The sequence below is a fragment of the Janthinobacterium sp. 61 genome (genome assembly GCF_002846335.1).
Classification (GTDB): domain Bacteria; phylum Pseudomonadota; class Gammaproteobacteria; order Burkholderiales; family Burkholderiaceae_D; genus Janthinobacterium.
Genome location: NZ_PJMQ01000001.1, coordinates 2442713 through 2469222, shown reverse-complemented (window position 1 = coordinate 2469222; position 26510 = coordinate 2442713). Strand labels below are relative to the sequence as shown.

Annotated in this window: 22 protein-coding genes and 7 tRNA genes; 22 read left to right on the top strand and 7 right to left on the bottom strand. The window is 62.3% G+C overall.

Going from position 1 to position 26510, the window contains the following annotated elements:
• Position 1 precedes the first annotated feature (1 nt).
• The 11 genes from recO (at position 2) to CLU92_RS11235 (ending at position 5602) form a co-directional block, all read left to right on the top strand.
• Positions 2-853 carry a DNA repair protein RecO gene (gene recO / locus CLU92_RS11285; RefSeq protein WP_101481963.1) on the top strand — a complete coding sequence of 284 codons (852 nt, stop codon included), beginning with the start codon at positions 2-4 and terminating at the stop codon, positions 851-853.
• Between the two features lie 49 nt (positions 854-902).
• Entirely contained in the window at positions 903-1664 is a 762-nt protein-coding gene (pdxJ, locus tag CLU92_RS11280; RefSeq protein ID WP_101481962.1) for a pyridoxine 5'-phosphate synthase, read from the top strand.
• Positions 1665-1687: 23 nt separating this feature from the next.
• Positions 1688-2083: a holo-ACP synthase gene (gene acpS, locus CLU92_RS11275; RefSeq protein WP_101481961.1), complete on the top strand. Its 396-nt coding sequence runs from the start codon at positions 1688-1690 to the stop codon at positions 2081-2083.
• Positions 2084-2107: 24 nt separating this feature from the next.
• Positions 2108-3988: an excinuclease ABC subunit UvrC gene (gene uvrC, locus CLU92_RS11270; protein WP_101481960.1), complete on the top strand. Its 1881-nt coding sequence runs from the start codon at positions 2108-2110 to the stop codon at positions 3986-3988.
• 126 nt (positions 3989-4114) lie between these two features.
• On the top strand, positions 4115-4699 hold the full coding sequence (gene pgsA, locus CLU92_RS11265) for a CDP-diacylglycerol--glycerol-3-phosphate 3-phosphatidyltransferase (protein WP_101481959.1): 585 nt from the start codon (positions 4115-4117) through the stop codon (positions 4697-4699).
• A gap of 105 nt (positions 4700-4804) precedes the next feature.
• Positions 4805-4880 (top strand) — tRNA-Gly (locus tag CLU92_RS11260).
• A 92-nt stretch (positions 4881-4972) separates the two neighbouring features.
• Positions 4973-5048, top strand: a tRNA-Gly gene (locus CLU92_RS11255).
• 71 nt (positions 5049-5119) lie between these two features.
• A tRNA-Gly gene (locus CLU92_RS11250) sits at positions 5120-5195 on the top strand.
• 56 nt (positions 5196-5251) lie between these two features.
• A tRNA-Gly gene (locus CLU92_RS11245) sits at positions 5252-5327 on the top strand.
• Positions 5328-5410: 83 nt separating this feature from the next.
• Positions 5411-5486, top strand: a tRNA-Gly gene (locus CLU92_RS11240).
• A gap of 42 nt (positions 5487-5528) precedes the next feature.
• Positions 5529-5602 (top strand) — tRNA-Cys (locus tag CLU92_RS11235).
• Between the two features lie 30 nt (positions 5603-5632).
• Here CLU92_RS11235 and CLU92_RS11230 read toward each other — a convergent pair.
• Complete coding sequence (locus CLU92_RS11230; protein ID WP_133990300.1) at positions 5633-5881, bottom strand: hypothetical protein; 249 nt, start codon at positions 5879-5881, stop codon at positions 5633-5635.
• Here CLU92_RS11230 and CLU92_RS11225 point away from each other — a divergent pair.
• Entirely contained in the window at positions 5871-7358 is a 1488-nt protein-coding gene (locus tag CLU92_RS11225; protein WP_101481957.1) for a SulP family inorganic anion transporter, read from the top strand. The genes CLU92_RS11230 and CLU92_RS11225 overlap by 11 nt on opposite strands.
• Positions 7359-7428: 70 nt before the next feature.
• Positions 7429-7881 carry a hypothetical protein gene (locus CLU92_RS11220; protein ID WP_101481956.1) on the top strand — a complete coding sequence of 151 codons (453 nt, stop codon included), beginning with the start codon at positions 7429-7431 and terminating at the stop codon, positions 7879-7881.
• Positions 7882-7935: 54 nt separating this feature from the next.
• Here CLU92_RS11220 and CLU92_RS11215 read toward each other — a convergent pair whose 3' ends face one another.
• Positions 7936-9645, bottom strand: coding sequence for a methyl-accepting chemotaxis protein (locus tag CLU92_RS11215; RefSeq protein ID WP_101481955.1), 1710 nt, complete (start codon positions 9643-9645; stop codon positions 7936-7938).
• A 381-nt stretch (positions 9646-10026) separates the two neighbouring features.
• Between CLU92_RS11215 and CLU92_RS11210 the strand changes: the two genes are divergently transcribed.
• The 9 genes from CLU92_RS11210 (at position 10027) to CLU92_RS11170 (ending at position 22680) form a co-directional block, all read left to right on the top strand.
• The gene (locus CLU92_RS11210) at positions 10027-12171 is read left to right on the top strand and encodes a TonB-dependent siderophore receptor (protein ID WP_101481954.1); all 2145 of its coding nucleotides are present in this window, start codon (positions 10027-10029) and stop codon (positions 12169-12171) included.
• Positions 12172-12481: 310 nt separating this feature from the next.
• The gene (gene fdnG / locus CLU92_RS11205) at positions 12482-15553 is read left to right on the top strand and encodes a formate dehydrogenase-N subunit alpha (protein WP_101481953.1); all 3072 of its coding nucleotides are present in this window, start codon (positions 12482-12484) and stop codon (positions 15551-15553) included.
• Positions 15554-15566: 13 nt separating this feature from the next.
• On the top strand, positions 15567-16490 hold the full coding sequence (gene fdxH / locus CLU92_RS11200) for a formate dehydrogenase subunit beta (protein ID WP_101481952.1): 924 nt from the start codon (positions 15567-15569) through the stop codon (positions 16488-16490).
• Positions 16477-17148 carry a formate dehydrogenase subunit gamma gene (locus tag CLU92_RS11195; RefSeq protein WP_101481951.1) on the top strand — a complete coding sequence of 224 codons (672 nt, stop codon included), beginning with the start codon at positions 16477-16479 and terminating at the stop codon, positions 17146-17148. Before fdxH ends, CLU92_RS11195 begins: the two co-directional genes overlap by 14 nt.
• Positions 17149-17287: 139 nt before the next feature.
• The gene (gene fdhE / locus CLU92_RS11190) at positions 17288-18343 is read left to right on the top strand and encodes a formate dehydrogenase accessory protein FdhE (protein ID WP_101481950.1); all 1056 of its coding nucleotides are present in this window, start codon (positions 17288-17290) and stop codon (positions 18341-18343) included.
• Positions 18340-19749 (top strand): L-seryl-tRNA(Sec) selenium transferase, encoded by a 1410-nt coding sequence (gene selA, locus CLU92_RS11185; protein WP_101481949.1) that lies wholly within the window; start codon positions 18340-18342, stop codon positions 19747-19749. Before fdhE ends, selA begins: the two co-directional genes overlap by 4 nt.
• Positions 19746-21701, top strand: coding sequence for a selenocysteine-specific translation elongation factor (selB, locus tag CLU92_RS11180; RefSeq protein ID WP_101481948.1), 1956 nt, complete (start codon positions 19746-19748; stop codon positions 21699-21701). The genes selA and selB overlap by 4 nt, the downstream gene beginning before the upstream one ends.
• A 12-nt stretch (positions 21702-21713) precedes the next feature.
• A tRNA-Sec gene (locus CLU92_RS11175) sits at positions 21714-21809 on the top strand.
• Positions 21810-21966: 157 nt separating this feature from the next.
• Positions 21967-22680, top strand: coding sequence for an ABC transporter substrate-binding protein (locus CLU92_RS11170; RefSeq protein ID WP_257561061.1), 714 nt, complete (start codon positions 21967-21969; stop codon positions 22678-22680).
• 1 nt (position 22681) lies between these two features.
• Here CLU92_RS11170 and CLU92_RS11165 read toward each other — a convergent pair whose 3' ends face one another.
• The 5 genes from CLU92_RS11165 to CLU92_RS11145 form a co-directional block, all read right to left on the bottom strand.
• Complete coding sequence (locus CLU92_RS11165; RefSeq protein ID WP_101481947.1) at positions 22682-23422, bottom strand: GGDEF domain-containing protein; 741 nt, start codon at positions 23420-23422, stop codon at positions 22682-22684.
• 3 nt (positions 23423-23425) lie between these two features.
• Complete coding sequence (locus tag CLU92_RS11160; protein ID WP_101481946.1) at positions 23426-23824, bottom strand: DUF1987 domain-containing protein; 399 nt, start codon at positions 23822-23824, stop codon at positions 23426-23428.
• Positions 23825-23846: 22 nt separating this feature from the next.
• Positions 23847-24404: a SiaB family protein kinase gene (locus CLU92_RS11155; protein ID WP_101481945.1), complete on the bottom strand. Its 558-nt coding sequence runs from the start codon at positions 24402-24404 to the stop codon at positions 23847-23849.
• 64 nt (positions 24405-24468) lie between these two features.
• Positions 24469-25683: a SpoIIE family protein phosphatase gene (locus CLU92_RS11150; RefSeq protein ID WP_218973459.1), complete on the bottom strand. Its 1215-nt coding sequence runs from the start codon at positions 25681-25683 to the stop codon at positions 24469-24471.
• 172 nt (positions 25684-25855) lie between these two features.
• A complete protein-coding gene (locus CLU92_RS11145; protein ID WP_257561060.1) occupies positions 25856-26479 on the bottom strand; it encodes an NAD(P)H-dependent oxidoreductase in 624 nt (207 codons plus the stop codon).
• Positions 26480-26510: the final 31 nt, after the last annotated feature.

The window sequence follows — 26510 nt, the reverse complement described above, 5'->3', positions numbered from 1 at the left end:
CATGAGCACCACCACGCCAGCGCAGTCTGAGCTCGCGCCAGCTTCATCTGCTGTCTGCGTACCTGTCCCCGCGCCGGTGGCCATCGCGCCGCCGGCCGCAACTTCCGCACCGCCGCCAAGGCGCAGCCGTCCGCCCGCGCGCGACGGCAAGGTCACGGGCCAGCCAGCCTTCGTGCTGCACAGCTATCCGCATAAAGAAACCAGCCTCATCGTCGACGTGTTTACGCGCGAATACGGCCGCATTGCGCTCGTCGCCAAGGGCGCCAAGCGGCCCCATTCACAGTTGCGCGGCGTACTGCAGACCTTCCAGCCCCTGCAGGCGGGCTGGACGGGCAAATCCGAACTGCGTATTTTGACGGGCGCCGAATGGGTGGGAGGCATGCTGCCGCTGGAAAAGACGGCCCTGCTGTGCGGCTTTTATCTGAACGAATTGCTGGTGAAACTGCTGGCGCGCGACGACCCGCATCCCGTCCTGTTCGACCACTACGTTGCTACCTTGAATCAACTGGCGCACAATGAGCCGCCACCCATCGTGCTGCGCAAGTTCGAGCGCGCCCTGCTCAAGGAAACGGGCGTGGCGGCCGACCTGACGTGCTGCACGGGCACGCGCCAGGCCGTCGAGGCGGGGCAGGTGTACGTGGTCGACCCGGAACGGGGGCCACGTCCGGCACGCGCCAGCGATGTCTGGCCGAAGATCACGGGCAAGACCCTGCTCGACATGGAGCGCGAAGATTATCTTGACGTGGCCACGCAGGCGCAAAGCAAGTTGCTGATGCGCTTTTTGCTGGCCCATCAACTGGGGGGCGCCACCTTGAATACGCGCCAGATACTGATCGATTTAATGCAGCTGTAGTGCTGCTCTTTACATTGCAGCGCTACGGCACTTTACGGATACCATCACTATGAGCTTTCTGCAGCCTTCCGGCCCCGTCATCGACCTGGGCGTCAATATCGACCACGTGGCCACCTTGCGCAATGCGCGCGGCACCGCCTATCCGGACCCAATCCGCGCGGCCCTGCTGGCCGAACAGGCGGGCGCCGATGCCATCACCCTGCATTTGCGCGAAGACCGGCGCCACATCAAGGATGCGGACGTGATCGCCATCGCACCGCAATTGCTCACGCGCATGAACCTGGAAGCGGCTGTGACGCAGGAAATGATCGATTTCGCCTGCCGCATCAAGCCTGCCGACGTCTGCCTGGTGCCCGAAAAGCGCACCGAAGTGACCACCGAAGGTGGCCTGGACGTGGTGCGCTACTTCAAGGAAGTGCAGGCGGCGGTGAAGCAATTGCAAGGCGAGGGCATCCGCGTCAGCCTGTTCATCGATGCCGACGAGCAGCAGATCGCCGCCGCCGCCGAACTCGGTGCGCCCGTGATCGAGCTGCACACGGGGCGCTACGCGGATACGGCAGGCGCCGAGCAATTGGCCGAGCTGGAACGCATCAAGGCGGGCGTGCTGTTCGGCGTGGGCCGTGGCTTGAAGGTCAACGCGGGCCACGGCTTGCATTACACCAATGTGCAGGCGATTGCCGCCATTCCGGATATTACTGAACTGAACATCGGCCACGCCATCGTCGCGCACGCCGTGTTTGTCGGCTGGGAGAATGCTGTGCGTGAAATGAAGGCCATCATGGTGGCCACGCGCCTGGGCAACAAAGCATAAACGCACGCACAAGGGAGACCGCCATGATCTACGGCATCGGTACCGATATCTGCAAGATTCCCCGCATCGAGGCGGCCCTGGCCCGCCACGGCGAGCGTTTTGCACAGAAAATACTGGGGCCGCAGGAGCTGGAAAAATTCCGTGCCCGCAGCGCCAGGAACGCCGTGCGCGGCGTGCGCTTCCTGGCCACCCGCTTTGCGGCCAAGGAGGCGTTTTCCAAGGCCATCGGCCTGGGTTTGCGCATGCCGATGACATGGCCCGCCGCGCAGATGCTGAACCACCCCAGCGGCAAGCCGATGATCGTCTGCAGCGGCGTGCTGGCGGACTTCATGGCAACAAACCGGCTGAGCGCGCAAGTGACGATCAGCGATGAAGAAGAATATGCGGTCGCGTTCGTGATCGTAGAGCAAGCAGTGTAACTATAAGTGCACAATGAGCCAGCAATGACCGAAGCAAGCCCAGAACCATCCTTGGCGGAAACGCCGCCCGACCCGCGCGTGCAGGTGTTGGCCACTGTCGCCAAGTTGCCGAACTTGCCCGGCGTGTACCGCTATTTCGACTCCGCCGACAAGGTGCTGTATGTCGGCAAGGCGCGAGACCTGAAAAAACGTGTCTCCAGTTACTTCCAGAAAAACCTGGCCAGTCCCCGCATCGCCATGATGGTCGAGCGCATCGCGCGCCTGGAAACCACCGTCACGCACAGCGAAGCGGAAGCCTTGATCCTGGAAAACAACCTGATCAAGGCGCTGCAGCCGCGCTACAACATCCTGTTCCGCGACGACAAGTCCTACCCCTACCTGAAGATTACCAGCGGCGATGCGCCGCGCATGGTGTATTACCGGGGCGCGGTGGACAAGAAGAACCAGTATTTCGGGCCGTTCCCCAGTTCCTGGGCCGTCAAGGAATCGATGCAGATCCTGCAAAAGGTGTTCTTGATCCGTATCTGCGAGGACAGCGTCTACGCCAACCGCACGCGGCCCTGCCTGCTGCACCAGATCGGCCGCTGCAGCGCGCCCTGCGTGGACCTGATCAGCAAGGAAGATTATAAAAACGACGTCGAAAACGCGGCACGCTTCCTGCGCGGGCGTCAGAGCGAAGTGATGGCTGACCTGGAAAAGAAAATGCACGCCTTTGCCGCCGAGCTGAAATTCGAGCAGGCGGTGGTGGTGCGCAACCAGATCGCTTCGCTATCGCGCGTGCTGCACCAGCAAAGCATGGAAACGACGGGCGACGCCGATGTCGACATCCTCGCCGTGCTGGTGCAGGGCGGACGCGCCTGCGTCAACCTGGCCATGGTGCGGGGCGGGCGTCACCTGGGCGACCGCGCCTACTTCCCCAGCCAGCTCAGCGATGCGGCGGCGATTGCCGAAGAGCCGATCGAGGTGGAAGTTCTGGCCGCTTTCCTGGCGCAGCACTACACGGAAAAATTCATCCCCGGCACCCTGATCCTGAGTATCGAATTCGACCAGCCGGCCCTGATGGTGGCATTGATGGAACAGTGCGGCCACCGCATCAACCTGATCTTCCAGCCGCAGGGACAGCGCCGTCAATGGCTGGAGATGGCGCAAAAGGGCGCCGAGATTTCGCTGGCGCGCTTGCTGTCGGAGCAGGGTTCGCAGCAATCGCGCACGCGCGCGCTGGCCGAAGCGCTACGCCTGGAAACGGAGGACCTCGACAGCCTGCGCGTGGAGTGTTTCGACATCAGCCACACGCAGGGTGAGGCGACGCAGGCGTCGTGCGTGGTATTCCATCACCACGCCATGCAGAATGGCGAATACCGGCGCTATAACATCAATGACATCACCCCCGGCGACGATTACGCGGCCATGCGCCAGGTCTTGATGCGTCGTTATGAAAAAGTGGCGAATGGCGATGGCGTCATGCCCGACGTGGTGCTGATCGACGGCGGCAAGGGGCAGATTGAAATGGCGCGCCAGGTGTTTGCCGAACTGGGACTCGATATCAGCTTGATTGTCGGCGTGGCCAAGGGGGAAGGGCGCAAGGTGGGCCTGGAAACACTGCTGTTCGTCGATGGCCGCCCGGCGCAGGAACTGGGCAAGGAATCGGCCGCGCTGATGCTGATCGCGCAAATCCGCGACGAGGCGCACCGCTTCGCCATTACCGGCATGCGCGCCAAGCGTGCCAAGACGCGCCAGACTTCGCGCCTGGAAGAGATAGAGGGCATAGGCGCCAAGCGCCGCCAGAAACTGCTGTCGCGCTTTGGCGGCTTGCGCGGCGTGGTCGATGCCAGCGTTGAGGATTTGATGTCGGTGGAGGGGATTTCGACGCAACTTGCGGAAGAAATCTACAAGCAGCTGCATTGATGGATGATGGCCTGGCCCGGCGCTGCCGCAAGCGGACTAGGCTAATACCCCCGGGCCATGTAGACTAGTGGCGCTTTCTTCACGCTTTCTTCATGTTCAATTTACCCGTCGGCCGATTGCTTCCTTATGCCTTTTAATATTCCCATCCTTTTGACCTGGCTGCGCGTGGCCCTGATTCCACTCGTCGTCGGCGTGTTTTATCTGCCGCCGTCCATGCTGCTGCATGGCGACCAGAACCTGGTTGCCACCCTGGTCTTCATTGTTGCCGCCGTGACCGACTGGTTCGATGGTTTCCTCGCGCGGCGCTGGAACCAGACCTCGGCCTTTGGCGCCTTCCTCGACCCGGTCGCCGACAAGCTGATGGTGGCGGGCGCCTTGCTGGTGCTGGTGCAGCTGGACCGTGTCAATGCCGTGCTGGCCTTCATCATCATCGGCCGCGAAATCACCATTTCCGCATTGCGCGAATGGATGGCGCAGATCGGCGCATCGAAATCGGTGGCAGTCAGCTCGATCGGCAAGATCAAAACGGCCGCGCAAATGACGGCCATCCCCTTGCTGCTCTACCACGATGTGATCTTCGGCGCGATCGATACCCATGTGTGGGGCGAAAAACTGCTGTGGATCGCCTGCGTGCTGACGGTATGGTCGATGTTCTATTACCTGCGCCTGGCATGGCCTCTCATCAAGGAAAAAGCGGGGAATTTGCACTAAGAACAGGCAGGCGGCTGTTTTGTGCGGAATATTTTGCAAAAGACCAGATATTGCCCGTTGACAGCCCCTGTAATCCCTCTATAATGCTGGCCTGTTGTTGATGACGCGGGAGTAGCTCAGTTGGTAGAGCGCAACCTTGCCAAGGTTGAGGTCGAGAGTTCGAGACTCTTCTCCCGCTCCAGTTTTCTGGATCGTGTCATAGGTAAAAACAGCAGCTGCAGTAAAAAGTAGTACTGGCGATGTAGTAGAGCTTCTGATACAATGTTGTCCACTGCGGGAGTAGCTCAGTTGGTAGAGCGCAACCTTGCCAAGGTTGAGGTCGAGAGTTCGAGACTCTTCTCCCGCTCCAGTGAATGCTGGATCAGCAGTAAAGCAGCACTGGTAAACGGTAGTAAAAAGCAGTAAAATAGTGGTTCGTATGCGGGAGTAGCTCAGTTGGTAGAGCGCAACCTTGCCAAGGTTGAGGTCGAGAGTTCGAGACTCTTCTCCCGCTCCAGCGCAAGCTGGAAGCAGTACAGCAAGATGGCAGTAGCAGAAAATAGAAGCTCCAATGCGGGAGTAGCTCAGTTGGTAGAGCGCAACCTTGCCAAGGTTGAGGTCGAGAGTTCGAGACTCTTCTCCCGCTCCAGAATTCTAAAGGGAAGCTAAGCTGGCTTCCTTTTTTTATCCGCCACAGCACGCGGCGTGATTAGGCAGTAACCAAGCTCCAATGCGGGAGTAGCTCAGTTGGTAGAGCGCAACCTTGCCAAGGTTGAGGTCGAGAGTTCGAGACTCTTCTCCCGCTCCAGTTATCAAGGTGGGCCGCAAGGCGCATCCAAGCAGTTCCTCTGGCGAGGTAGCAAAGAGGTTATGCAGCGGCCTGCAAAGCCGTTTAGACGGGTTCGATTCCCGTCCTCGCCTCCAGATGAAAAAAATAGCCCGCTTTCGAGTGGGCTATTTTTTTGTCCATATTTTTGCCGGTTGCGCATCTTGTATAATGCCGGCAAGCTCAGCCGCGCCGCCTGGCGCCTTGATGAAACTTCCCCTTTCCGCCATACCGATGTAGTCACTGACGACTTTCCTGCTCCGATCGACCTCAGCGCAGCTTTTCTGTGACACCCGCTGGCATGGCTGCGCCTGTTTATTGCCCATCAGGCCCGCATTTTCCTGTTCCGACTTTGGATACGCATCAATGATCAACACAACTTTTCGGGATGAGTGGTACTCGAACCTGCAAAAAAACGTCCTGGCGGGCTTGACCACCTCCTTCGCCCTGGTGCCCGAGTGCATCGCCTTCGCCCTGGTGGCGCAGTTGAACCCCTTGATGGGCCTGTATGGCGCCTTCATCATTTGTGCATGCACGGCCATCTTTGGCGGACGTCCCGGTATGATTTCGGGCGCCGCCGGTTCCATGGCCGTGGTGATCGTGGCGCTGGTGGCGCAGCACGGTGTGCAGTATCTGCTGGCGACCGTGGTGCTGAGTGGCATTTTGATGGCCATGTTCGGTATCTTGCGCCTGGGTAAGCTGATCCGCATGGTGCCCCATCCCGTGATGCTGGGCTTTGTGAATGGTCTGGCCATCGTCATCGCCATGGCCCAACTGGAACACTTTCGCCAGGCCACCGCGCAAGGTGAAGCATGGCTGCAAGGCATGCCCTTGTATGTGATGGGAGGGCTGGTGGCCCTGACCATGGCCATCGTCTACGTGCTGCCGCGCATCACGAAGGTCGTGCCGCCAGCACTGGTGGCCATCCTGGGCGTGGGCGTGCTCAGCCATGTTTTGAACTTGCCGACGCGTACCCTGGGCGACCTTGCGCATATCGCCGGCGGCTTGCCAGCCCTGCATTTCCCCACCGTGCCGCTGGACATGGGCACCTTGCACATCATTTTTCCGTATGCGGCGCTGATGGCCATGGTGGGGCTACTGGAAACCTTGCTCACATTTAATCTCACAGATGAGATAACGGAAACGCGGGGGCAGCCGAACCGCGAATGCATCGCGCTCGGTGCATCGAACGTCGTCTCGGGCCTGTTTGGCGGCATGGGCGGCTGCGCCATGATCGGGCAGACGATGATCAATTTGAGTTCCGGCGGCCGCTCGCGCCTGTCGGGCGTGACGGCCGGCGTGATGATTTTGCTGTTCATCCTGTTCCTCTCGCCGCTGATCGAGCGCATACCGCTGGCCGCCCTGGTGGGCGTGATGTTCGTGGTGGCCCAGCAGACGTTTGCCTGGGGTTCCTTGCGCGTGCTGGGCAAGGTGCCGTTGCAGGATGCGCTGGTGATCGTTGCCGTGACGGTGATCACGGTATTCACCGACCTGGCGATGGCCGTGCTGTGCGGCATCGTCATCGCCGCCTTGAATTTTGCCTGGCAACATGCGCGCGACATGCGCGCCGACATCGATGACAAGACTCCGGGCGTGCGCGTGTACGTGCCGCACGGCACCCTGTTTTTCGCTTCGGCCACGCACTTCCAGGAACTGTTCCAGCCGACCGCCGATCCGGCCTGCGTCATCCTCGATTGCCGCTACATGCATATGGCCGATCACTCGGCCATCGCCGCCATTGAAACCTTGTATGAGCGCTATGACAAGGCGGGCAAGCACCTGCAGGTGATGCATTTGTCCGCCCGCAACCAGGTCCTGCTGCAACGCGCTGGCGTGGTGGTGAGCGTGGCGTAAAATATGGGAAGGTTGGATCCGCGCCGTTTCTCGACAATGGGCGGAATTGTAGAATGTCTGTGGAGTGTGAATGCTGTCGAACGAACAAGAACAATTATTGCAACAAAGCCAAGCGGGTTTCGACGCTTACTATGACGCGCTGGGTACGTCGCTGGTGAACTTTGTCGAGCGCCTGGGGATCCAGCCCGCGCACGAAGTGTTGACGAACGCGGCCGAATACCTGCCGTACATCGATGCTGCCATGCGCACCATCGTTATCCGAGACGAGAGCTGGCAATGGGTGAAAACCATGCTCGGCTACTTTATCGGCGAATACTTTGTGCAGGGTCATGCGGGCTGCTGGTATGTGGAAACGCGGGCCGAATCGCCGCATTTCTGCCGCTATATGGTGGGCGGCTTCGAGCATGGCCTGCCGCTGGACGCGGCCATCGATCCGGAAGCGCTGGCGCTGGCATTCCTGGGACAATCCGCGCCGCGCGAACTGGCGAAACTCATCGAAGATGCGCAAACCAGGCTGTGCTGATGCCTGGCTGTTTGGCATGCGTGGCATTGGCTGCCACGCATTGATCGTCACACTTTAAAACTCTTCCCATTCGCCTTGGGCAGGGCTTGTTGCCTTGCTGCTGGCGCGCGTTGCGGGCAGGCGCAGGGCAGGGGCCTTGCGGGCAGGCGCGGCCGGGGTTGCTGGAGCTGTCGGCGCGCTGCGCTGCGCCGCTGTCACGCTGAAACGGTCGGTCGCCGCCGCGCTGGCATCCAGTCGGAAGACGCTGACCACCTGCGCCAGTTCGCTCGCCTGTTCCTGCATCGCTTCGGCTGCGGCCGAGGCTTCTTCCACCAGGGCTGCATTTTGCTGCGTCACCTGGTCCATTTCGGAAATGGCCTGGTTGACTTGCTCGATGCCTGCGCTCTGTTCTTCGCTGGCGTTGCTGATCTCGCTCATGATGGAGGTGACGAAGCCGATGCTTTGCACGATTTCTTCCATCGTCTTGCCGGCCTTGTCGACCAAGTCCGTGCCCACCTCGACCTTTTGCACGGAGTCGTCGATCAAGCCCTTGATTTCTTTTGCCGCCGCTGCCGAGCGCTGCGCCAGGTTGCGCACTTCCGTGGCCACCACGGCAAAGCCGCGTCCCTGTTCCCCGGCGCGTGCCGCTTCCACGGCCGCGTTCAGGGCAAGGATGTTGGTCTGGAAGGCGATGCCGTCGATGACAGAGATAATATCGACGATTTTCTTCGACGAGGTATTGATCTCACCCATGGTGGCCACCACTTCGGCTACCACGGCGCCGCCGCGGCTGGCGATGCCGGCTGCGTCGCCCGCCAGTTTGTTTGCCTGGCGCGCATTGTCCGCATTCTGCTTCACGGTCGAGGTCAGCTCTTCCATCGACGAGGCCGTTTCTTCCAGCGAACTGGCTTGCTGTTCCGTGCGCGACGACAGGTCCTGGTTGCCTGCGGCGATTTCCGCTGAGGCCGTGGCGATGGTGTCGGTGCCACTGCGCACCTGGCCCACGATGCCGACCAGGCTGTCGTTCATGGTTTTCAGGGCGTGCATCAGCTGGCCCGTTTCATCGCGGCCCTGGGCCGTGATGGTGCTGCTCAGGTCGCCCGCTGCCACGGTTTCCGCCACTTTCACGGCATCGCGGATGGGACCTGTGATCGAGCGCGTGATCCACCACGCGAAACCGATGCCCATCAGCACGGCCAGCACGCCCATGGTGATCAGGAAGATGCGGGTGCTGCTGTAAGCCTCGATGATGCTGGCGCCTACGCCGTCGGCAGCCTTGATCTGCATGCCGGCAAAGCGCTTCACTTCGGCCAGGTAGGCCGTGGTGATTGGCGTGACTTCCTTCTCGAATACTTCCTTGGCGCCCGCCACGTCGCCGTCGGCCTTCATCTTGAAGGCGCGTGCGCGCGTCGTCACATAATCGGTGCGTACCTTGCGCACGACCTTGAATTGCTCGATCACGGCCGGGTTGAGCAGCGACGCGATGATGTCGTCCTGCAGCTTGCTGGAACGCTCCGCATCGACTTTCAAGTCTTCCTCGATCTTGGCGCGCACGATGGGATCGGTGATTTCAAACGAGGCCACTCCGCGCACGCTGTTCAGTTCAATGATCTTCGACCATTCGGCCACCATGCGCTGGTTCTTGATGCTGGTATTGATGAGGCGGTAAGTCAGGTCGCTGGCCGTTTGCATGCGCACGAGGGCGGTGATGGTCAAGGCGGCAAGCAACAGCAATACGACAGCAAAGCCGACGCCAAGGCGGCTGCCGATGTTCAGGTTTTTCATGTAATTCCTAGCAGTTTAATAGTCATGATCGCCGCCGCCAGCAGGGGCGGACAGGCGCCGCAAGGCGCAGGGGATCGGGGTCTTCGGGTGCCGCGTGCATGCGTTGCGGCGCGCCGCGCAGTGCGCGGCGTTGGAGGTGAAGCAAGGGGTGTGGCGGCGTGGGAATCCGCTAACCAGCAAGCGCAAGTATAGCATTGACGCACGGAAATAGTTTTCCAAAGCAATTTTAATTACTTTTTGATATTAATTTATTGTTGCTTTTTTACATCAAGTACCTGGTCCATAAGTACTATCACTTACATCCCGCCTTACTTTTCGCTGTGTCTGCTGGTAAAATACTAATGATAATCATTCGTATTAAATAATCGACCAGGGAGTTGTATGCAGCGCAAGCCAGGATGTAAACCGATCACCATCGCCGTACTGGGCGCCTTGACCTTGGGCGCCGTGCCACTGGCGGCCTGGGCGCAGGAAAGCTTGCCCGCCGTCACCGTGACGGCATCGAAGGACAAGGATGGCTATGTCGCCGGCACGTCCGCCAGCGGCACCAAGACGGAAATGGCCCTGCGCGATGTGCCGCAGACGATCAACGTGGTGCCGGCCGCGGTCATCCGCGACCAGAACGCCATGTCGATCCAGGACATCATGAAGAACATTCCTGGCGTGGGCTTGTCCACGGGAGACGGCCAGCGTGACCAGGTGTTTATCCGCGGCTTCACGGCCATCGGCGACCAGTTTGTCGACGGCTTCCGCGATGACGCCCTGTATTTCCGCGACCTGTCGAATGTGGAACGGCTGGAAGTGATCAAGGGGCCGGCCGCCGTCCTGTACGGCCGCGGTTCCTCGGGTGGCCTGGTCAACCGCATCTCCAAAAAACCGGGCGTGGATATCACGGACCTGGCCCTGAGCTTGACGAACACCGCGGGGCGCCGCGGCGAAGTCGACGTGGGCCGCGTTGGCGAGACGGTGGACTGGCGTTTTACTGGCGCGCGTGAATTGTCGGACAGCTACCGCGACCAGCAATTCATCAACCGCACGGCGCTGGCGCCATCGGTGGCCATCCGCCTCTCTGGCGCGACCAGGCTGCTGCTGCAGGGCGACTACCTGGAAGACCGTCGCCTGACAGACTTCGGCATCCCGTCCTGGCATGGCCGCCCGGTGGCTGTTGATGCGAGCACTTACTACGGCGCCGCCAACGCCCGCGATAGCGATTTCAGCCAGTCGCGCGTGGTCTCCACGGCCGCCACCCTGACGCACAAGTTCAGCGAGTCCTTGTCGCTGCGCAATGCCTTCCGCTATTACGATTACCACCTGGACCGCAACAACACGAATATTTCCGGCAACGTCAACGAAGTCAAAGGCACGATGAACTTCGGCCACGCCAAGCTGAACCGCGACGAGAGCGGCTGGTTCAACCAGACGGAACTGACGCAAAAACTGGTCACCGGCAGCCTGCGCCATGAAGTGCTGTACGGCGCCGAGTTTGGCAAGCAAAACAAGGATGCCAACAGCTGGGCCTCGACCGTGGTGGCGACGAATGTATCGATCTTCAACCCTGTGCTGCCGCAGGTCGACCGCAGCAAGCTGGGCGCGCGCAGCGATACTTTCGGTACCTACGATACGGCCGCCGCCTACGTGCAGGATGCCATCAGCTTCAGCGACGAGTGGAAGGCGCTGGCCGGCTTGCGCTATGACAGCTATCAGCAGCAGTCGCGCCTGGCCAATGCGGCCGGCGTGACGACGGCGAAGCTGTCGCGCACGGATGCGGCCTACAGCCCCCGCGCCGGCCTCGTCTGGCAACCGGGCAGCACGCAATCGTACTATGCGTCGTGGAGCCGCTCGTTCCAGCCCAGCGGCGAGAACTTCGCCCTGGCCGCCAACAATGCCGACCTGGCGCCGGAAACCACGCGCAACACGGAAGTGGGCGCCAAGTACGAGCTGTGGGGTGGCCGCGCCAACGCCACTGTGTCGCTGTTCCGCCTGGAACGCGACAATATCAAGACCAGCGACCCCATCACGAACCGCATCGTACCTGTCGGCACGCAGCGCACGGACGGCCTGGAGCTGACTTTGAATGCCGACCTGCATGATGGCTGGAAGATGGTGGCCGGCTATGCCTACCTGGACGCCACCATCACGGATTCCATCGCCGTCGACAAGAGCGTCAACGTAGCGGGCACAACGACGGCCAGTTCCGTCGCCATCAAGGGCAAGCGCGCCACGTTGACGGCGCGCAATACGGCCAACCTGTGGCTGACGAAAGACCTGGGCCATGGCTACACCGTGGGCGGAGGCATGAATGCCGTCGGCAGCCGCTTCGCCAATCCGGGCAATACGGTGGTATTGCCTGGCTACGTGACGGCCGACGCCATGGCCGCCTACCGCACGGGGCGCTATGAAGTGCAGCTGAACGTCAACAATATCGGCGACACGCGCTACATCGTTTCCGGTCACGGTTCCAGCCCTAACCTGAGCTTGCCGGGCGCGCCGCGCACTGTGGCGCTGACCTTGCGCTACAGCCTGTAAGCAGGCTGTCATTCGCCGCACCCCGAAAAACCCGCTTGCGAGCGGGTTTTTTCATGCCTGGATAGCGATATGCAAGTGCACAGCACCGCTGCCAGGCCGGTAACGGCAGGTTGGCATTGTTTAGAAGAACTGTTCGGTTCCTATAAAATATTGTTGACTAAGTGCAATTTTTTCCGGCGCTCTGAGCCTTGACGGAGTTTGAGGGGTAAAATGGTGTCATACGGCACAGTCATGGTGCTTATATCTTCGTGATATGAGACCACGACGACGTAGTATGACTCTTATTTACTCACATCATAGAGGCCTGAATATGGTTCAGATGTCCAGGCGCCAGTTCCTTCGGGTAACTGGCGCGACCATTGCTGGTTCCAGCCTCGCCCTGCTCGGTTTCGCACCGGGCCAGGCGATGGCGGAAGTGCGGCAATACAAGCTGTCTCGCACGACCGAGACACGTAATACCTGTCCTTACTGTTCGGTAGGATGTGGCGTCCTGCTGTATGGTCTGGGCGACGGCGCGAAAAATGCCGTCTCCAGCATCATCCACGTGGAAGGCGATGCCGATCACCCGGTGAACCGCGGCACGCTGTGCCCGAAAGGCGCCAGCCTGGTCGACTTCATCCACAGCCCGAACCGCCTGAAAGTGCCCGAATACCGCGCACCAGGCGGCACGGAATGGCAGCCGATCTCCTGGGATGTGGCGCTCGACAAGATCGCGCGCCTGATGAAGGATGACCGTGATGCCAACCTGATCGAAAAGAATGCCGACGGCAAGACCGTCAACCGCTGGCTCTCCACCGGCATGCTTGCCGCGTCCGCCGGCAGCAACGAGGTCGGTTACCTGACCCACAAGACAGTGCGCAGCATGGGGATGCTGACCTTTGATAATCAGGCGCGTGTATGACACGGACCGACGGTGGCAGGTCTTGCCCCGACGTTTGGCCGTGGCGCGATGACGAATCATTGGGTCGATATCAAGAATGCCGATGTGATTTTGGTCATGGGCGGCAATGCAGCAGAAGCACATCCTTGCGGATTCAAATGGGTAACGGAAGCGAAGGCGCATAACAAGGCCAAGCTGATCGTTGTCGATCCGCGTTTTACCCGTACCGCATCCGTGGCAGATTACTACTGCGCCACGCGTACCGGCACGGACATCGTCTTCCTCGGCGCGATCATCAATTATCTGCTGACGAACGACAAGATCCAGCATGAGTACGTGCGCAACTACACGGACATGCCCTTCATCGTGCGCGAAGACTATGCGTTCGAGGATGGCCTGTTCTCGGGTTTCGACAAGGAAAAGAACAAGTACACCAACAAGGCCACCTGGGATTACGAGATCGGCGACGATGGTTATGCCAAGGTCGACCCGACCCTGGAACACCCGCGCTGCGTCTACCAGATGATGAAGAAGCACTACGCGCGCTACACGACCGAGATGGTCGAACGTACGTGCGGCGTGTCGGCCGACAAGTTCCACAAGGTGGCGGAAGCCATGGCTTCGACCGCCGTGCCGGGACGCGCCGGCACCATCCTGTACGCACTGGGCTGGACGCACCACTCGACGGGCGCGCAAACCATCCGTACGGGCGCCATGGTGCAGCTGTTGCTGGGCAATATGGGTATCGCTGGCGGCGGCATGAACGCCTTGCGCGGCCACTCGAATATCCAGGGCTTGACCGACCTGGGCCTGATGTCCAACCTGTTGCCAGGTTATATGACCTTGCCCAACGAGGGCGAGCAGGATTTCGATGCGTACATCGCCGCACGCGCCACCAAGCCGCTGCGGCCGAACCAGCTCAGCTACTGGAGCAATTACCGCAAATTCCACGTCAGCTTCATGAAGACGTGGTGGGGTGATTTCGCCACGGCCGAAAACAATTACGCCTTCGACTACCTGCCGAAACTCGACAAGCCGTATGACTTGATGCAAGCCATCGAGAACATGCACCAAGGCAAGATGACGGGTTATATCTGCCAGGGCTTCAATGTGCTGGCGTCCGCGCCGAACAAGCAGAAAGTCACGGAAGCGCTGTCGAAGCTGAAGTTCCTCGTCATCATGGACCCGCTGGCCGTGGAAACGGGCGAATTCTGGAAGCCGCACGGGCAATACCACGAAGTCGATCCCACCAAGATCATGACGGAAGTGTTCCGCTTGCCGACCAGCTGCTTCGCCGAAGAACGCGGTTCGCTGGTGAGCTCTTCGCGCGTCTTGCAATGGCACTGGCAGGCGGCCGAACCGCCGGGCCAGGCGCGCAGCGACCTGGAGATCATGTCGGGCCTGTTCTTGCGCATGCGTAGCATGTACAAGAAAGAGGGCGGCAAGTTCCCTGATCCTATCGTCAACCTGACGTGGAATTATGCGCAGCCGCATAACCCGCAGCCGGAAGAAATCGCCCGCGAATTCAACGGCCGTGCGCTGGCTGACTTGTACGATCCGAAGGACGCCACCAAGTTGCTGGTGAAAAAGGGCGAGCAGCTGGCCTCGTTTGCGCAACTGCGCGACGATGGCACGACTACCAGCGGTTGCTGGATCTTCGCCGGCAGCTGGACGCAGGCGGGCAACCAGATGGGACGGCGCGACAATAGCGACCCGACGGGCATCGGCCAGACTTTGGGCTGGGCTTGGGCGTGGCCGGCCAACCGCCGCGTGCTGTACAACCGTGCCTCGTGCGACTTGAAGGGCAAGCCTTTCGACCCGACCCGCAAGTTGATCGAGTGGAATGGCACGAACTGGAGCGGGGCCGATATTCCCGACTTCAAGGTCGACGAGCCGCCGGAAAATGGCATGGGCCCGTTCATCATGCTGGGCGAGGGCGTGGCGCGCTTCTTTGCGCGTGGCGCCATGGCCGAAGGGCCGTTCCCCGAGCATTACGAGCCGTTCGAAAATCCGCTGGGCTACAACCCCATGCATCCGAAAAACCCGCAGGCGACCAGCAATCCGGCCGCGCGCGTGTTCGCCGATGACCGGAAAATGTTCGGCACGCATGAGGAGTATCCGCATGTGGCGACCAGCTACCGCCTGACCGAGCATTTCCATTACTGGACCAAGCATGCGCGCCTGAACGCCATTATCCAGCCGCAGCAATTCGTCGAAATCGGCGAAGAGCTGGCCAAGAGCATCGGCGTCGTTGCCGGTGGTGAAGTGCGCGTCAGTTCCAAGCGGGGCCACATCATCGCCAAGGCCGTCGTCACCAAGCGCATCAAGGCGTTGATGATCGAGGGCAAGCAGGTGCATACCGTGGGCCTGCCGCTGCACTGGGGCTTTACGGGCGTGGCCAAGCCGGGGTATCTGATCAATACCCTGACACCGGGCGTGGGGGATGCGAATTCGCAAACGCCGGAATTCAAGTCCTTCCTGGTGAAGGTGGAAAAAGCATGATGGGAGCTCAATAATGGCACTGCAATCCTTAGATATCCGGCGCCTGTCGGCTACCACGGTGACGCCGCCGCAAGCGCGCAGCCCGGTGACGGGCACCGTTGCCAAGCTGATCGATGTGTCGAAATGCATCGGCTGCAAGGCTTGCCAGACGGCGTGCATGGAATGGAACGACTTGCGCGATGAAGTCGGCGAAAACCATGGCACCTATGACAATCCGACGGACTTGACGCCGCAATCGTGGACGGTGATGCGTTTTGCCGAACACGAAAACAACGACGGCAACCTCGAGTGGCTGATCCGCAAGGATGGCTGCATGCACTGCGAGGACCCGGGCTGCCTGAAGGCCTGTCCGGCGCCGGGCGCCATCGTGCAATACACGAACGGTATTGTCGATTTCCACCAGGAAAACTGCATCGGCTGCGGCTACTGCGTGGCTGGCTGTCCTTTCGACGTGCCCCGCATTTCGAAAAAGGACGACCGCGCCTACAAGTGCACGCTCTGCTCGGACCGCGTGGCCGTGGGCCAGGAACCGGCCTGCGTGAAAACCTGTCCGACGGGCGCCATCGTTTTCGGCACCAAGGAAGACATGAAGGTGCATGCGGAAGAGCGCATCGTCGACCTGAAGTCGCGCGGTTTCGAAAACGCGGGCCTGTACGATCCGCTGGGCGTGGGCGGCACGCACGTGATGTACGTGCTGCACCATGCCGACAAGCCGAAGCTGTATTCGAACTTGCCGGAACGCCCGCGGATCAGCCCGATGGTGGGCTTCTGGAAGGGCTGGTCCAAGCCGCTGGCCGTGGCCGGCATGGCTGCCACGGCGCTGGCAGGCTTCTTCCATTACACGCGTGTCGGTCCGAACGAAGTGAGCAAGGACGAAGAGCGCGAAGCGCTGGAAGAGGCCAAGCGCATCCGGGAGGAAGACCATGAGCCACAATGACCTGCATGATGGAAAGCGGTACGACAAGGATGGCAACCCGCTGATTCAGCGCTACGATCCGAACGAGCGCACGAACCATTGGGTGACCGCCATCACCTTCGTCATGCTGGCCCTGTCCGGCCTGGCCATGTTCCATCCCTCGATGGCGTGGCTGGCGAACCTGTTCGGCGGCGGCCAATGGACGCGCATCTTGCATCCGTTTGCCGGCCTGGTGATGTTTGTCTCGTTCGCCATCCTGGTGGTGCGCTTCTGGCACCACAACAAGTTCGAGGACGGCGACAAGCAGTGGCTGAAACAGATGGACGACGTGCTCAACAACCGCGAGGAAAAGCTTCCGAAGATCGGCAAATACAATGCCGGCCAGAAGATCCTGTTCTTCGTGCTGCTGGCAAGCATGATTGGCCTGTTGCTGTCTGGCATCGTGATCTGGCGCGCGTACTTTGCGTTCTACTTCCCGATCGACGTGGTGCGTTTTGCCGCCTTGTTGCATGCCACTTGTGCTTTTGCCATCATCTGCGCCATCATCGTGCATATCTATGCGGCGCTGTGGGTCAAGGGCTCGATCGGCGCCATGGTGCGCGGTACCGTCACCTATGGCTGGGCGCGCAAGCACCATCCGAAGTGGTTTGAGGCTGTCATTCGCAACAGCAAAGACTGACGGTTTTTTGCTTAATTAGCCCAAGTGCAAGAGCTGGGGTCAGACCCGACGGGTCTGACCCCGGTTTTCCTTTGCGGCTTGCGCTGCACCATATCGATTAGAATACTTTACAGCCCCCTTTTTTGATGGGAAAACTCCATTGGTACAACGCATTCTTCAGCCAGGCGAAATCGAAGGCCTGGACCACAACGCGATTCCGCGCCTGCTGCTGCCGCAGCCTGACAGCCTGTTCAAGGCGCGCGCCTTGCGCTTGCGCGAACTGGCGCAAGGCAAGATCAAGGGCATCCCCGTGGACGCGGGCATGCAGGGCTACCTGGTGCTGATGGCCGCGCTGGCCGATGCGCAGGCCGCCGTGGTGGGGAAACTTGCGCCCGGCGCCGTGCCTGCCGCCGACCCCGACGCGCTGCGCCGCGCGATGCAGCACCGCATGCCGGTGCTGCCCGTGAATGGCGCCCGTCCGCCCGTCTGGCGCGACATCTTTGCCAGCCTGCTCGATGAACTGGCCGCCACGGCAGCCAGCCAGCCGGCATTATCGGGCGGCCTGACCCAGGTGCTGGCGCAGTTGCGCGCGCTCGACGCGCCAGCGCTAGACGCCTGCGCCGATGCCGTGCTCGATGAAAACGGCGACAACCTGAACCCCATGCACGCGCCGTTCGTCGCCGCCGCGCTGCAGATTTTATGGTCGGTGTCGGCCAGCGAATTGCGCGCCGCGCGCGTTCCGGACCTGGAAACGGGCACACTGTGCCCCGTCTGCGGTTCGCACCCCGTCGCCAGCGTAATCCGCATCGGCGGCCAGTCCCAGGGCTACCGCTACCTGCACTGCGGCATCTGCGAAAGCGAATGGCATATGGTGCGCGTGAAGTGCTCCACCTGCGAACAGAATGGCAAGATCGCCTACCAGGGCCTGGACGCGGCCGACGCAAAGCCGTTCGACCCCGTGGCGGCGAAGGACGACAAATTGCCCAACAAGGCGAATGATCCGAAGAAGGTGGCGCGCGCGGAAACATGCGACGATTGCCATACTTATCGCAAGGTCTTCAACCAGGAACACGATTACAACGTCGAGCCGCTGGCCGACGACCTGGCCAGCCTGATGCTTGACCTGCTGGTGGGCGAAGCGGGCTACCAGCGCGCCAGCGGCAATCCGCTGCTGTGGCTGGGGAAGAACGACAGCAGCGAGGACCCGCAGCCATGACGACGGGGCAAACCGTGCGCCTGCCGTCGGTCGACCGCATATTGGGCGACGCGGCTTGCCTCGCCCTGATTGCGCACTACGGCCGCGCGCAAACATTGGCCTGCGCGCGCGCCGTGCTGGCGGAACTGCGCGCGGCCATGCTGGCCGGTGCAGTCTGCGAAGAGGGCGCATCGCTTGCTGCCATCGTCGCGCAAATGGCCGAGCGGCTGCAGGCCCGATCACGCTCGCAGCTGCGCGCCGTGTTCAACCTGACGGGCACCGTGCTGCATACGAATCTGGGCCGCGCGCTGCTGCCCGACGCCGCCGTGCAAGCCGTGGTGGAAGCGCTGCAGTGGCCGATGAACCTGGAGTTCGACCTGGAAACGGGCAAGCGCGGCGACCGCGACGACCTGGTCGAGGAATTGCTGCGCGAACTGACGGGAGCAGAAGCGGCTACCATCGTCAACAACAATGCGGCCGCCGTGCTGCTGATGCTCAATACCCTGGCGCAGAATAAAGAGGTCGTCGTCTCGCGCGGCGAACTGGTGGAAATCGGCGGCGCCTTCCGCATCCCCGACGTGATGACGCGCGCGGGCGCCGTGCTGCGCGAAGTGGGCAGCACCAACCGCACCCACCTGGCCGATTACGCCAATGGCGTGAATGAGGACACGGCCCTCTTGATGAAGGTCCATTGCAGCAATTACGCGATCACCGGTTTCACGAAAAGCGTGGAACTCGACGAACTCGTGCCGCTGGCATCCAAACACGGCGTGCCGACGGCCGTGGACCTGGGCAGCGGCACTCTGGTCGACCTGGCGCAATACGGCCTGCCACATGAAACGACGGTGCGCGAAACCATAGCAGCCGGCGCCGACCTGGTGACCTTCAGCGGCGATAAATTGCTGGGCGGGCCCCAATGCGGCGTCATCGTCGGGCGCGCCGACCTGATCGCGAAGATCAAGCGCAACCCCTTGAAACGTGCGCTGCGTGTGGGCAAGCTGACCCTGGCCGCATTGGCCCCGGTGCTGCAGCTGTACCGCGCGCCGGACTTGCTGGCCGAACGCCTGACCACCTTGCGCCTGCTGACGCGCGCCGCCGGCGCCATGCGCGCGCAAGCCGAGCTGCTGCTGCCGCAGTTGCAAAGCGTGCTCGGTGCTGCCTACGTGGTCACCGCCGAAGCCATGAAAAGCCAGATCGGCAGCGGCGCCTTGCCCGTCGACCAGCTGCCCAGCTTTGGCCTGGCCATCCGCAGCGCCCCCGGCTCGCGCCTGAGCAATCCATTGGGAATGCTGGAGCAGCGCCTGCGCGCCTTGCCGTGCCCCGTCATCGGGCGCATCGGCCAGGAAGCGCTGTGGCTGGACCTGCGCTGCCTGGAAGCGGCGCACGAGACGGCCTTCATCGCGCAGCTCGACGAGTTGTCCGCATGATCGTCGGTACCGCAGGCCATATCGACCATGGCAAGACGACGCTCACGCGGGCGCTGACGGGCGTGCACACGGACCGCCTGAAGGAAGAGCAGGCGCGCGGCATCTCGATTGAACTTGGTTATGCCTATCTGCCGCTGGCGGACGGCACGGTGCTGGGCGTGATCGACGTGCCCGGCCACGAAAAATTCATCCGCACCATGGCTTCCGGCGTGACGGGCATCGACTTTGCCCTGCTGGTGGTGGCGGCCGACGATGGCATCATGCCGCAGACGTACGAGCACCTGGCCATCCTGCAGTTGCTGGGCGTGACGCGGGGCGCCGTGGCGCTGACCAAGATCGACCGCGCCGACAGCGCCCGCGTGGCGCAGGTGGAAGCGGAGATCGAGGCGCTGCTGGCCGGCACGCCATTGGTGGGCAGCCCGATTTTCCCCACGGCCGCCAGCCGCGACAACGATGCCGGCGTGGCCGCCTTGCTGGCGCACTTGACGCAAGTGTCGCGCAGCTTGCCACAGCGCGATGAACGACGTTTGTTCCGCCTGGGCGTGGACCGCGTGTTTACCTTGTCGGGACAGGGCACCATCGTCACCGGCACGGCGCTGGCCGGCATGGCCAGGGTGGGGGACACCCTGCAGCTGGCACCCGGCGGCGCAAGCGCGCGCGTGCGCAGCATCCATGCGCAAAACCGCGCAGCCGAGACGGGCATGGCGGGCCAGCGCCTGGCGCTGAACCTGGCCGGCATCGACCGCGAACGCATCGAACGGGGCAACTGGATCGTCGCGCCGGAACTGGCGCAATGCTCGGAGCGTATCGACGTGGAACTGACTTTGCTGCCCGACGCCGGCGTGCAATTGAAAGCCTGGTCGCCGCTGCACGTGCATCTGGGCGCAGCGCACCAACTGGCGCGCGCCGTCATGCTCGATGGCGAGACGCTGTCGCCGGGGCAGACGGGGAGAGTGCAGCTGGTATTCGACGCCCCCATGCACGGCGTGCCGGGCGACCGTTTCGTCGTGCGCAATGCGCAAGCGACGCAGACGGTGGGCGGCGGCATGGTGCTCGACCCGTTCGGCCCCGCGCGAAAGCGGCGCAGCCCGGCCAGGTTTGCCTGGCTCGATGCCCTCGCTGCCTTTGTCGCGCAGGGCGACTATGCGGCGCTGCTGGCGCAAAGCCCGCTGGGCTTGCGCGAGTCGCTGCTGGTGCGCCTGTCGCTGCTGCCGGCGAACGCCATCGCGCTGCCGGCCGATACGCGGCGCATCGCCCTGCGCGGTGGCGATGCCCTGCTGCTGGCGCCGGCGGCGCAGGCCGCGCTGGAAGAGCGCGTGCTGGCCGCCCTGGCGGTGTTCCACGCGCGCGCACCCGATGAAGCGGGGCCGGAACTGTGGCGCCTGAAGCGCATCGTCGACGCAGAGATGGAAGACGCCTTGTGGAGCCATCTGGTCGAAGGCTTGCTGGCGCGCGGCGAGCTCCAGGCGCGCGGCGCCAGCCTGCATCTGCCGACGCACAGCGTGGAACTGACGCCGCAGGAGCAAACGGTGGCCGAGCCCTTGCTGGCGGCTTTGCTGCAGGGGCGCTTCGAGCCGGCGTGGACGCGCGACCTGGCGCGCGACTTCGGCCTGGCCGAGGACGAAACGCGCAAGCTACTTCGTAAACTTGCCAAGGCAGGGCAGATCAGTCAGGTGGTGCACGACCTGTTTTATCACCAGGCGGCGCTTGCCGAGCTGGCGCAACTGGTGCGGGAATTGGCGCAAGGGGCGGAAGAGGGTGGCGGCTTGCCGGCCGGCAGTGGCGCCGTCGGGGCGGCGACCTTCCGCGACGCCAGCGGCCTGGGCCGCAAGCGTGCGATCCAGGTCTTGGAATTCTTTGACCGCGTCGGTTATACTCGCCGTGTTGGCAATGGGCATCTATTGTGCCCGCAAGCACTGTGGTCCTATAGTGCAGCCTTGCCCAACAGCTAGCTCAGGCACCGCGGAAAGCACACTCATCCGGTGATGTGGCCGGGCTTCAAACCCGGTGGAGGGCGTCAGACGTTCTCCCGTAGGTTCGACTCCTACTGTTTTCCGCCAGTTATTCTTCCCTTTTTCCCCTGCACAGTGATCGTCCCGGCGTTGGCCTGTTGCCACATTGCGGAAAATGAATGGTGTAATTGGCAATATGCAGCGATGCTGACGCGGGCCGATGGTAACATCGGCGGAAATCCCCCTGTAGCAGATGAAAGCAAGCATGAAACAAGCAAGCATGGCACGGCTGCTGGCAGTGGCGCTGCTGATGCCGGCGCTGGCCGCGGCGGCTGGCCTGCGCATCGTTGGCGAGCACTTGCCGCCATCGAGCATGATGGAAGGCAATGTCGTTGTCGGACGCGAAACCACGAAGGTGCGCGACATCATGGCGCGCGCCGGCATCGCCCACAGTATCGAATTACTGCCGTGGAAGCGCGCGTATGCGCAGGCGCTGCGCGAAGCCGACACCTGCATCTTTTCCACCACCCGCACGCAAGAGCGCGAAGCGCAATTTCGCTGGATCGGCCCCCTCAACGAAGCGGAGTGGATACTGTATGGCCTGGCCGAGCGGCATCTGACGCTGCGCACGCTAGCCGATGCGCGCGGCCTGGTGATCGGTACGGTGCTGGGCGACGCGCGCGACGACTACCTGCGCCAGCATGGCCTGAGCGTGGCGCCCGTGACGCAGGAGTGGCTCAATCCGCAAAAACTGTTGCTTGGGCGCATAGATCTGTGGGCCGTGGGCATGGCGGTGGGCAGCAAGCCGTTTGTCGGCAAGGAGTGGGAGGGCAAGGTGGAACCGCTGCTGACCTTTAATCGCGTGCAGACTTACCTGGCCTGCAACCTCAAGGTGCCCGAGGCGCAGGTGGCTGCCATGCAGCGCGCCGCTGCCGCCATGCGCCGCGACGGCAGCATGGCGCGCGAGCCTGGCCGCTGATTCAGCTTTCCAGCCACTGGCGCACGCAGTTACGTCCTTCGCGCTTGGCCTGGTACAGGGCCTGGTCCGCATGGCTGTAGGCCGTCTCGAAGGCTGTTCCGGCGCGGTTCCAGCTCAGGCCCACGCTGACGGTGATGGCCCGCGTGATGGGCGCCGCATGTCGCTGGCGGCCGACGCTCTCGCAGATGCGCTGCGCCACTGTCGCCGCGTCGTCGCGCGAAGAGGTGGGCCAGACCACGGAAAATTCTTCACCGCCGACCCGGCCGATGGCCGTTTCCTGTCCTAGCAAGCCCTTCAGGCAGTCGACCACGGCCTGGATCACGCCGTCGCCGGCCGGGTGGCCAAAATCGTCGTTGACCTGCTTGAACAGGTCGATGTCGAGCACGATCAGGGCCATGTCGCCCTGGGCCAGGCAGCGCGAGGCATGCTCTATCACGGCGCCGCGGTTCAGGGCGCCCGTCAGCGGGTCGTGCGTGGCGCGATATTCAAGCTGGCCGGCCAGGGTTTGCAATTGCCGGTTCAGCAAATGCATGTCGCGCTCGGCGCGGTCGCTGCGGCCGATCAGGCGCCGCGTCTCGCGCATCAGCCGTTCGTAGTGATTGATCAGTTCACCGAGCACGCGGCGCTGCGCCTCGCCGCTGGCATGGACGTCGGCGTGCATGCGACGCGCGGCAGCAAGCGCCGCCGCTTCCACGGTGAACAGGTCGGGTTCCAGGGCGGACTCGGAGATGGCGGCGTGCATGCTCTAGCTGCCTTGCACGGGATGGTCGTGGAAGTCGAGGGCCGTAAAGTCCTGCTGCAGCTCCTGGCCAAATTCCAGGATCGTGTCATCGTCTTCATCGTGATACCAGTTCAGGCGCACTTGATTGCCCTCCACTGCTGCCTGGTTCAGGATGTCGAACAGGGTAAACAGCATCTTCGTGCTGGAGCTGTTGAAGTAGGCCAGCGAGACGTTGACGGTGATGGCGCTCTCGTGGCAGCCGTCCAGGTAGGCGCGCACGGCGGCGATCAACGGGCCATAGAAGGCGGCCGCGTTTTCCGGATATGACTCGCCCTTGATTGACAGGGTGTGCTGCTCGAAACGGAAGTCGATTTCGGGCGAACTCGGGGTCGCGGCGATGAACAGTGGTGACGGTAATTGCATATGCTTTCCTGAGTCGGCTCTTTCAAATGATGGCTTTGATGCAGAAGATGGTGTGCCCCGGCTCCTGGGGATCCTGGACGAATTCGAATTCCAGCGGCTCGCTGGCATCGCGCGCCATGGTGAGGAAACCCAGGCCCGCGCCCTTGCTGTCGGACGGTGCTTCCTCGCGCAGGGCTTTCTTGTAGGCGAGGCGGATTTCTTCCATCGTCATGCTGTGCAGCGGCTCCAGGCGGGTGCGGATCTGCGCCACGTTGTCCGTCGAGACGGGGTTGGCGCACAGCAGAAAAAAGCTGTCGCCGCGCGTGCCGATGCAAAACGAGCCGCGCCGCATCTGCTGGTCCAGCTGCGCATCGGGCGTCAGGCTGTCCGCCGAATAGTGCATGATGTTTTGCGACATCTCGATGAACGAGGAAAAGATGCGCCGCCGCGTCGGCCCGGCCGCGCCGGCCGTGTCGAGGCGCGCCTTGATGGTTTCGGAAATGGCGCTCACCACGTGCTGCGAGAAATAGCCCACGTAAAAAAAGATGATGTTGCGCTTGCGCGCCACATCCCAAAACTCGTTGAATTCTTCGTACAGCACGTCCGTGCTCCTGGCTAGCCGGTGACCCGGTTTCTTGTTGATAAGGTGGTTCGAGGGCGCCCAACTACAGGCGGAAACAGAAAAAGGTCAGGTCGTCGCGGCGCGGCTGTTTGCCTTGCCAGGCGACGCTGTCCAGCAGCAGCGCCGCCGCCGCCTCGCTGGCGGGCGCGTCGCGCTGCGCCAGCAGCTGCTCTCGCATGCGCCGCTTGCCATAGGCGATGTCGCGCGCGCCGCCGATCTGGTCGAGCAAGCCGTCGGTAGTGATGAACAGCAGGCTGCCGGCGGGGATGGCTAGCGTCTCGTTGTGCCAGCAGTAGCTGGCGGGCGTATCGACATAGCCCACGCCCATGCGCGCGCCATCGATGGCGCGCAGGGCCTCTTCGCCGGGCGCCACCACGTGCAGCGCCAGTTTCGCCCCCGCGAAACGCAGGCTGGCGCTGGCGTCGTCGTAACACAAGAAGGCGCAATCCATGCCGTCGTTCGAACCGGCGTGGCCAGCGTTGTCGCTGCCGGCGCCGTCCTGGCCCAGCAAGGTCTTGATGGCGCGGCTGACGGTGCCGATCAGGGCGGCAGGATCGCGCGGCCCCAGTTCGCGCAAGGCCTGGCTCAGGGCCGACGAGGCGATCAGGGTCATGAATGCGCCCGGCACGCCATGGCCCGTGCAGTCGGCGATGGCGGCAAACCAGCCGCCTGCGTGGCGTTCGAAGAAGTAGAAATCGCCGCCGACGACGTCGCGCGGCTGCCATTCCAGGTGGGCGTCGGGCAGGGTGGCGCGCAATTGCGCATCGGAGGTGCGCAGCAGGGCGCGTTGGATCACGCTGGCGTAATCGATGCTGTGCATGATTTGCCGGTTCTTTTCGGCCTGCATGGTGGCCACCACGTTCATCAGCTGCAAGCCGAAGCCCACGCCGGCCAGCGCGCCATCCTCGGTGATGATGAAGCCATCGGCCAGCGCTTTTTCGCCCGCTTCCACGGCACGGAAGGTGAGGTCCTCGATGCTCATGGCGCCATCGACGATCAGCGGTTCCTTGTCCATGAAGGCGATGCAGCTTTTCTTGCCGTACACCTCGTGATAGAAGGGCTTGGACATCTGCGACATGAAGATGTTGCGGCTGATCAAGCCGATGGGCTTCTGCTGCTCCGTAACTGGCAGGCTCATCATGTCTCGCCGTTCCGTGAACAGCTCCAGCACGGCGAAATTGCTGGCGTCGGCCTGCACTGATTCCGTGGGAATGCACAGATCAAACGCCACGGAGGTGCGATAACGGGGAAGATGCAATCGAGAAGCGTTGAACTCCACAGCGGCTACCTTTACATGACAATCGGACCCTTGTTGTCGCGACGGCAAGGCGACTGACAAACAGGCAATATCATCATGGTAGCCTTTGAATGTGACGGCTTGATTACCAGCTTGTCAAAACCGTATGCAAGATGGCTGCATGGCAAGCAAGTCACAGGCGCCGGGCCAGCGCCTGCGCCTGTGCCAGCCAGCGCGCCCGCTGCGCTTCGGTGGAATCGATCATGGGACCAAAGCTGGCCACCTTGACGGGCTTGACACCGCAGAATTCCAGGGTCGTCTTGCGTAGCTGGTGGATGCCGGGCATGTGGTAGACCCAGCGGAAATACCAGGGCGGCGTATCCATCGTCACCAGCAGCTGGGCCGTGCGGCCCTTCAGCAGCTGGGCCGGGAAAGCCTTGCCCGGGCGGTATTTGAAGGCAAAGCCGGGCAGGAAGACGCGGTCGACAAACCCCTTCAGCAGGGCCGGCGCGCCGCCCCACCAGATGGGGTAGGCGAACACCAGGTGTTCGGCCCAGCTGATGGCTTCCTGCGCCGCCAGCAAGTCCGCCTCCAGCGGCTGTACCTGGCGGTAGCCTTCATGCAGGTTCTGGTCGAAGTCTAGCTGGCCCAGGCGCAGCTCGCGCACGGTATGGCCTTCGCTGCGGGCCGTGGCGGCGTAGGCCTCGGCCAGGGCGGCGCAGAAACTGTCGCTGGACGGGTGGCCGAGGATGATCAGGATGCGTTTTGGTACCGTGTTGGGCATGATGCAGGCTTTCCAGTAAAGAACAGCTTGCATGCTAAAGCCTGCCCCTAATGGCAGAGTCAAG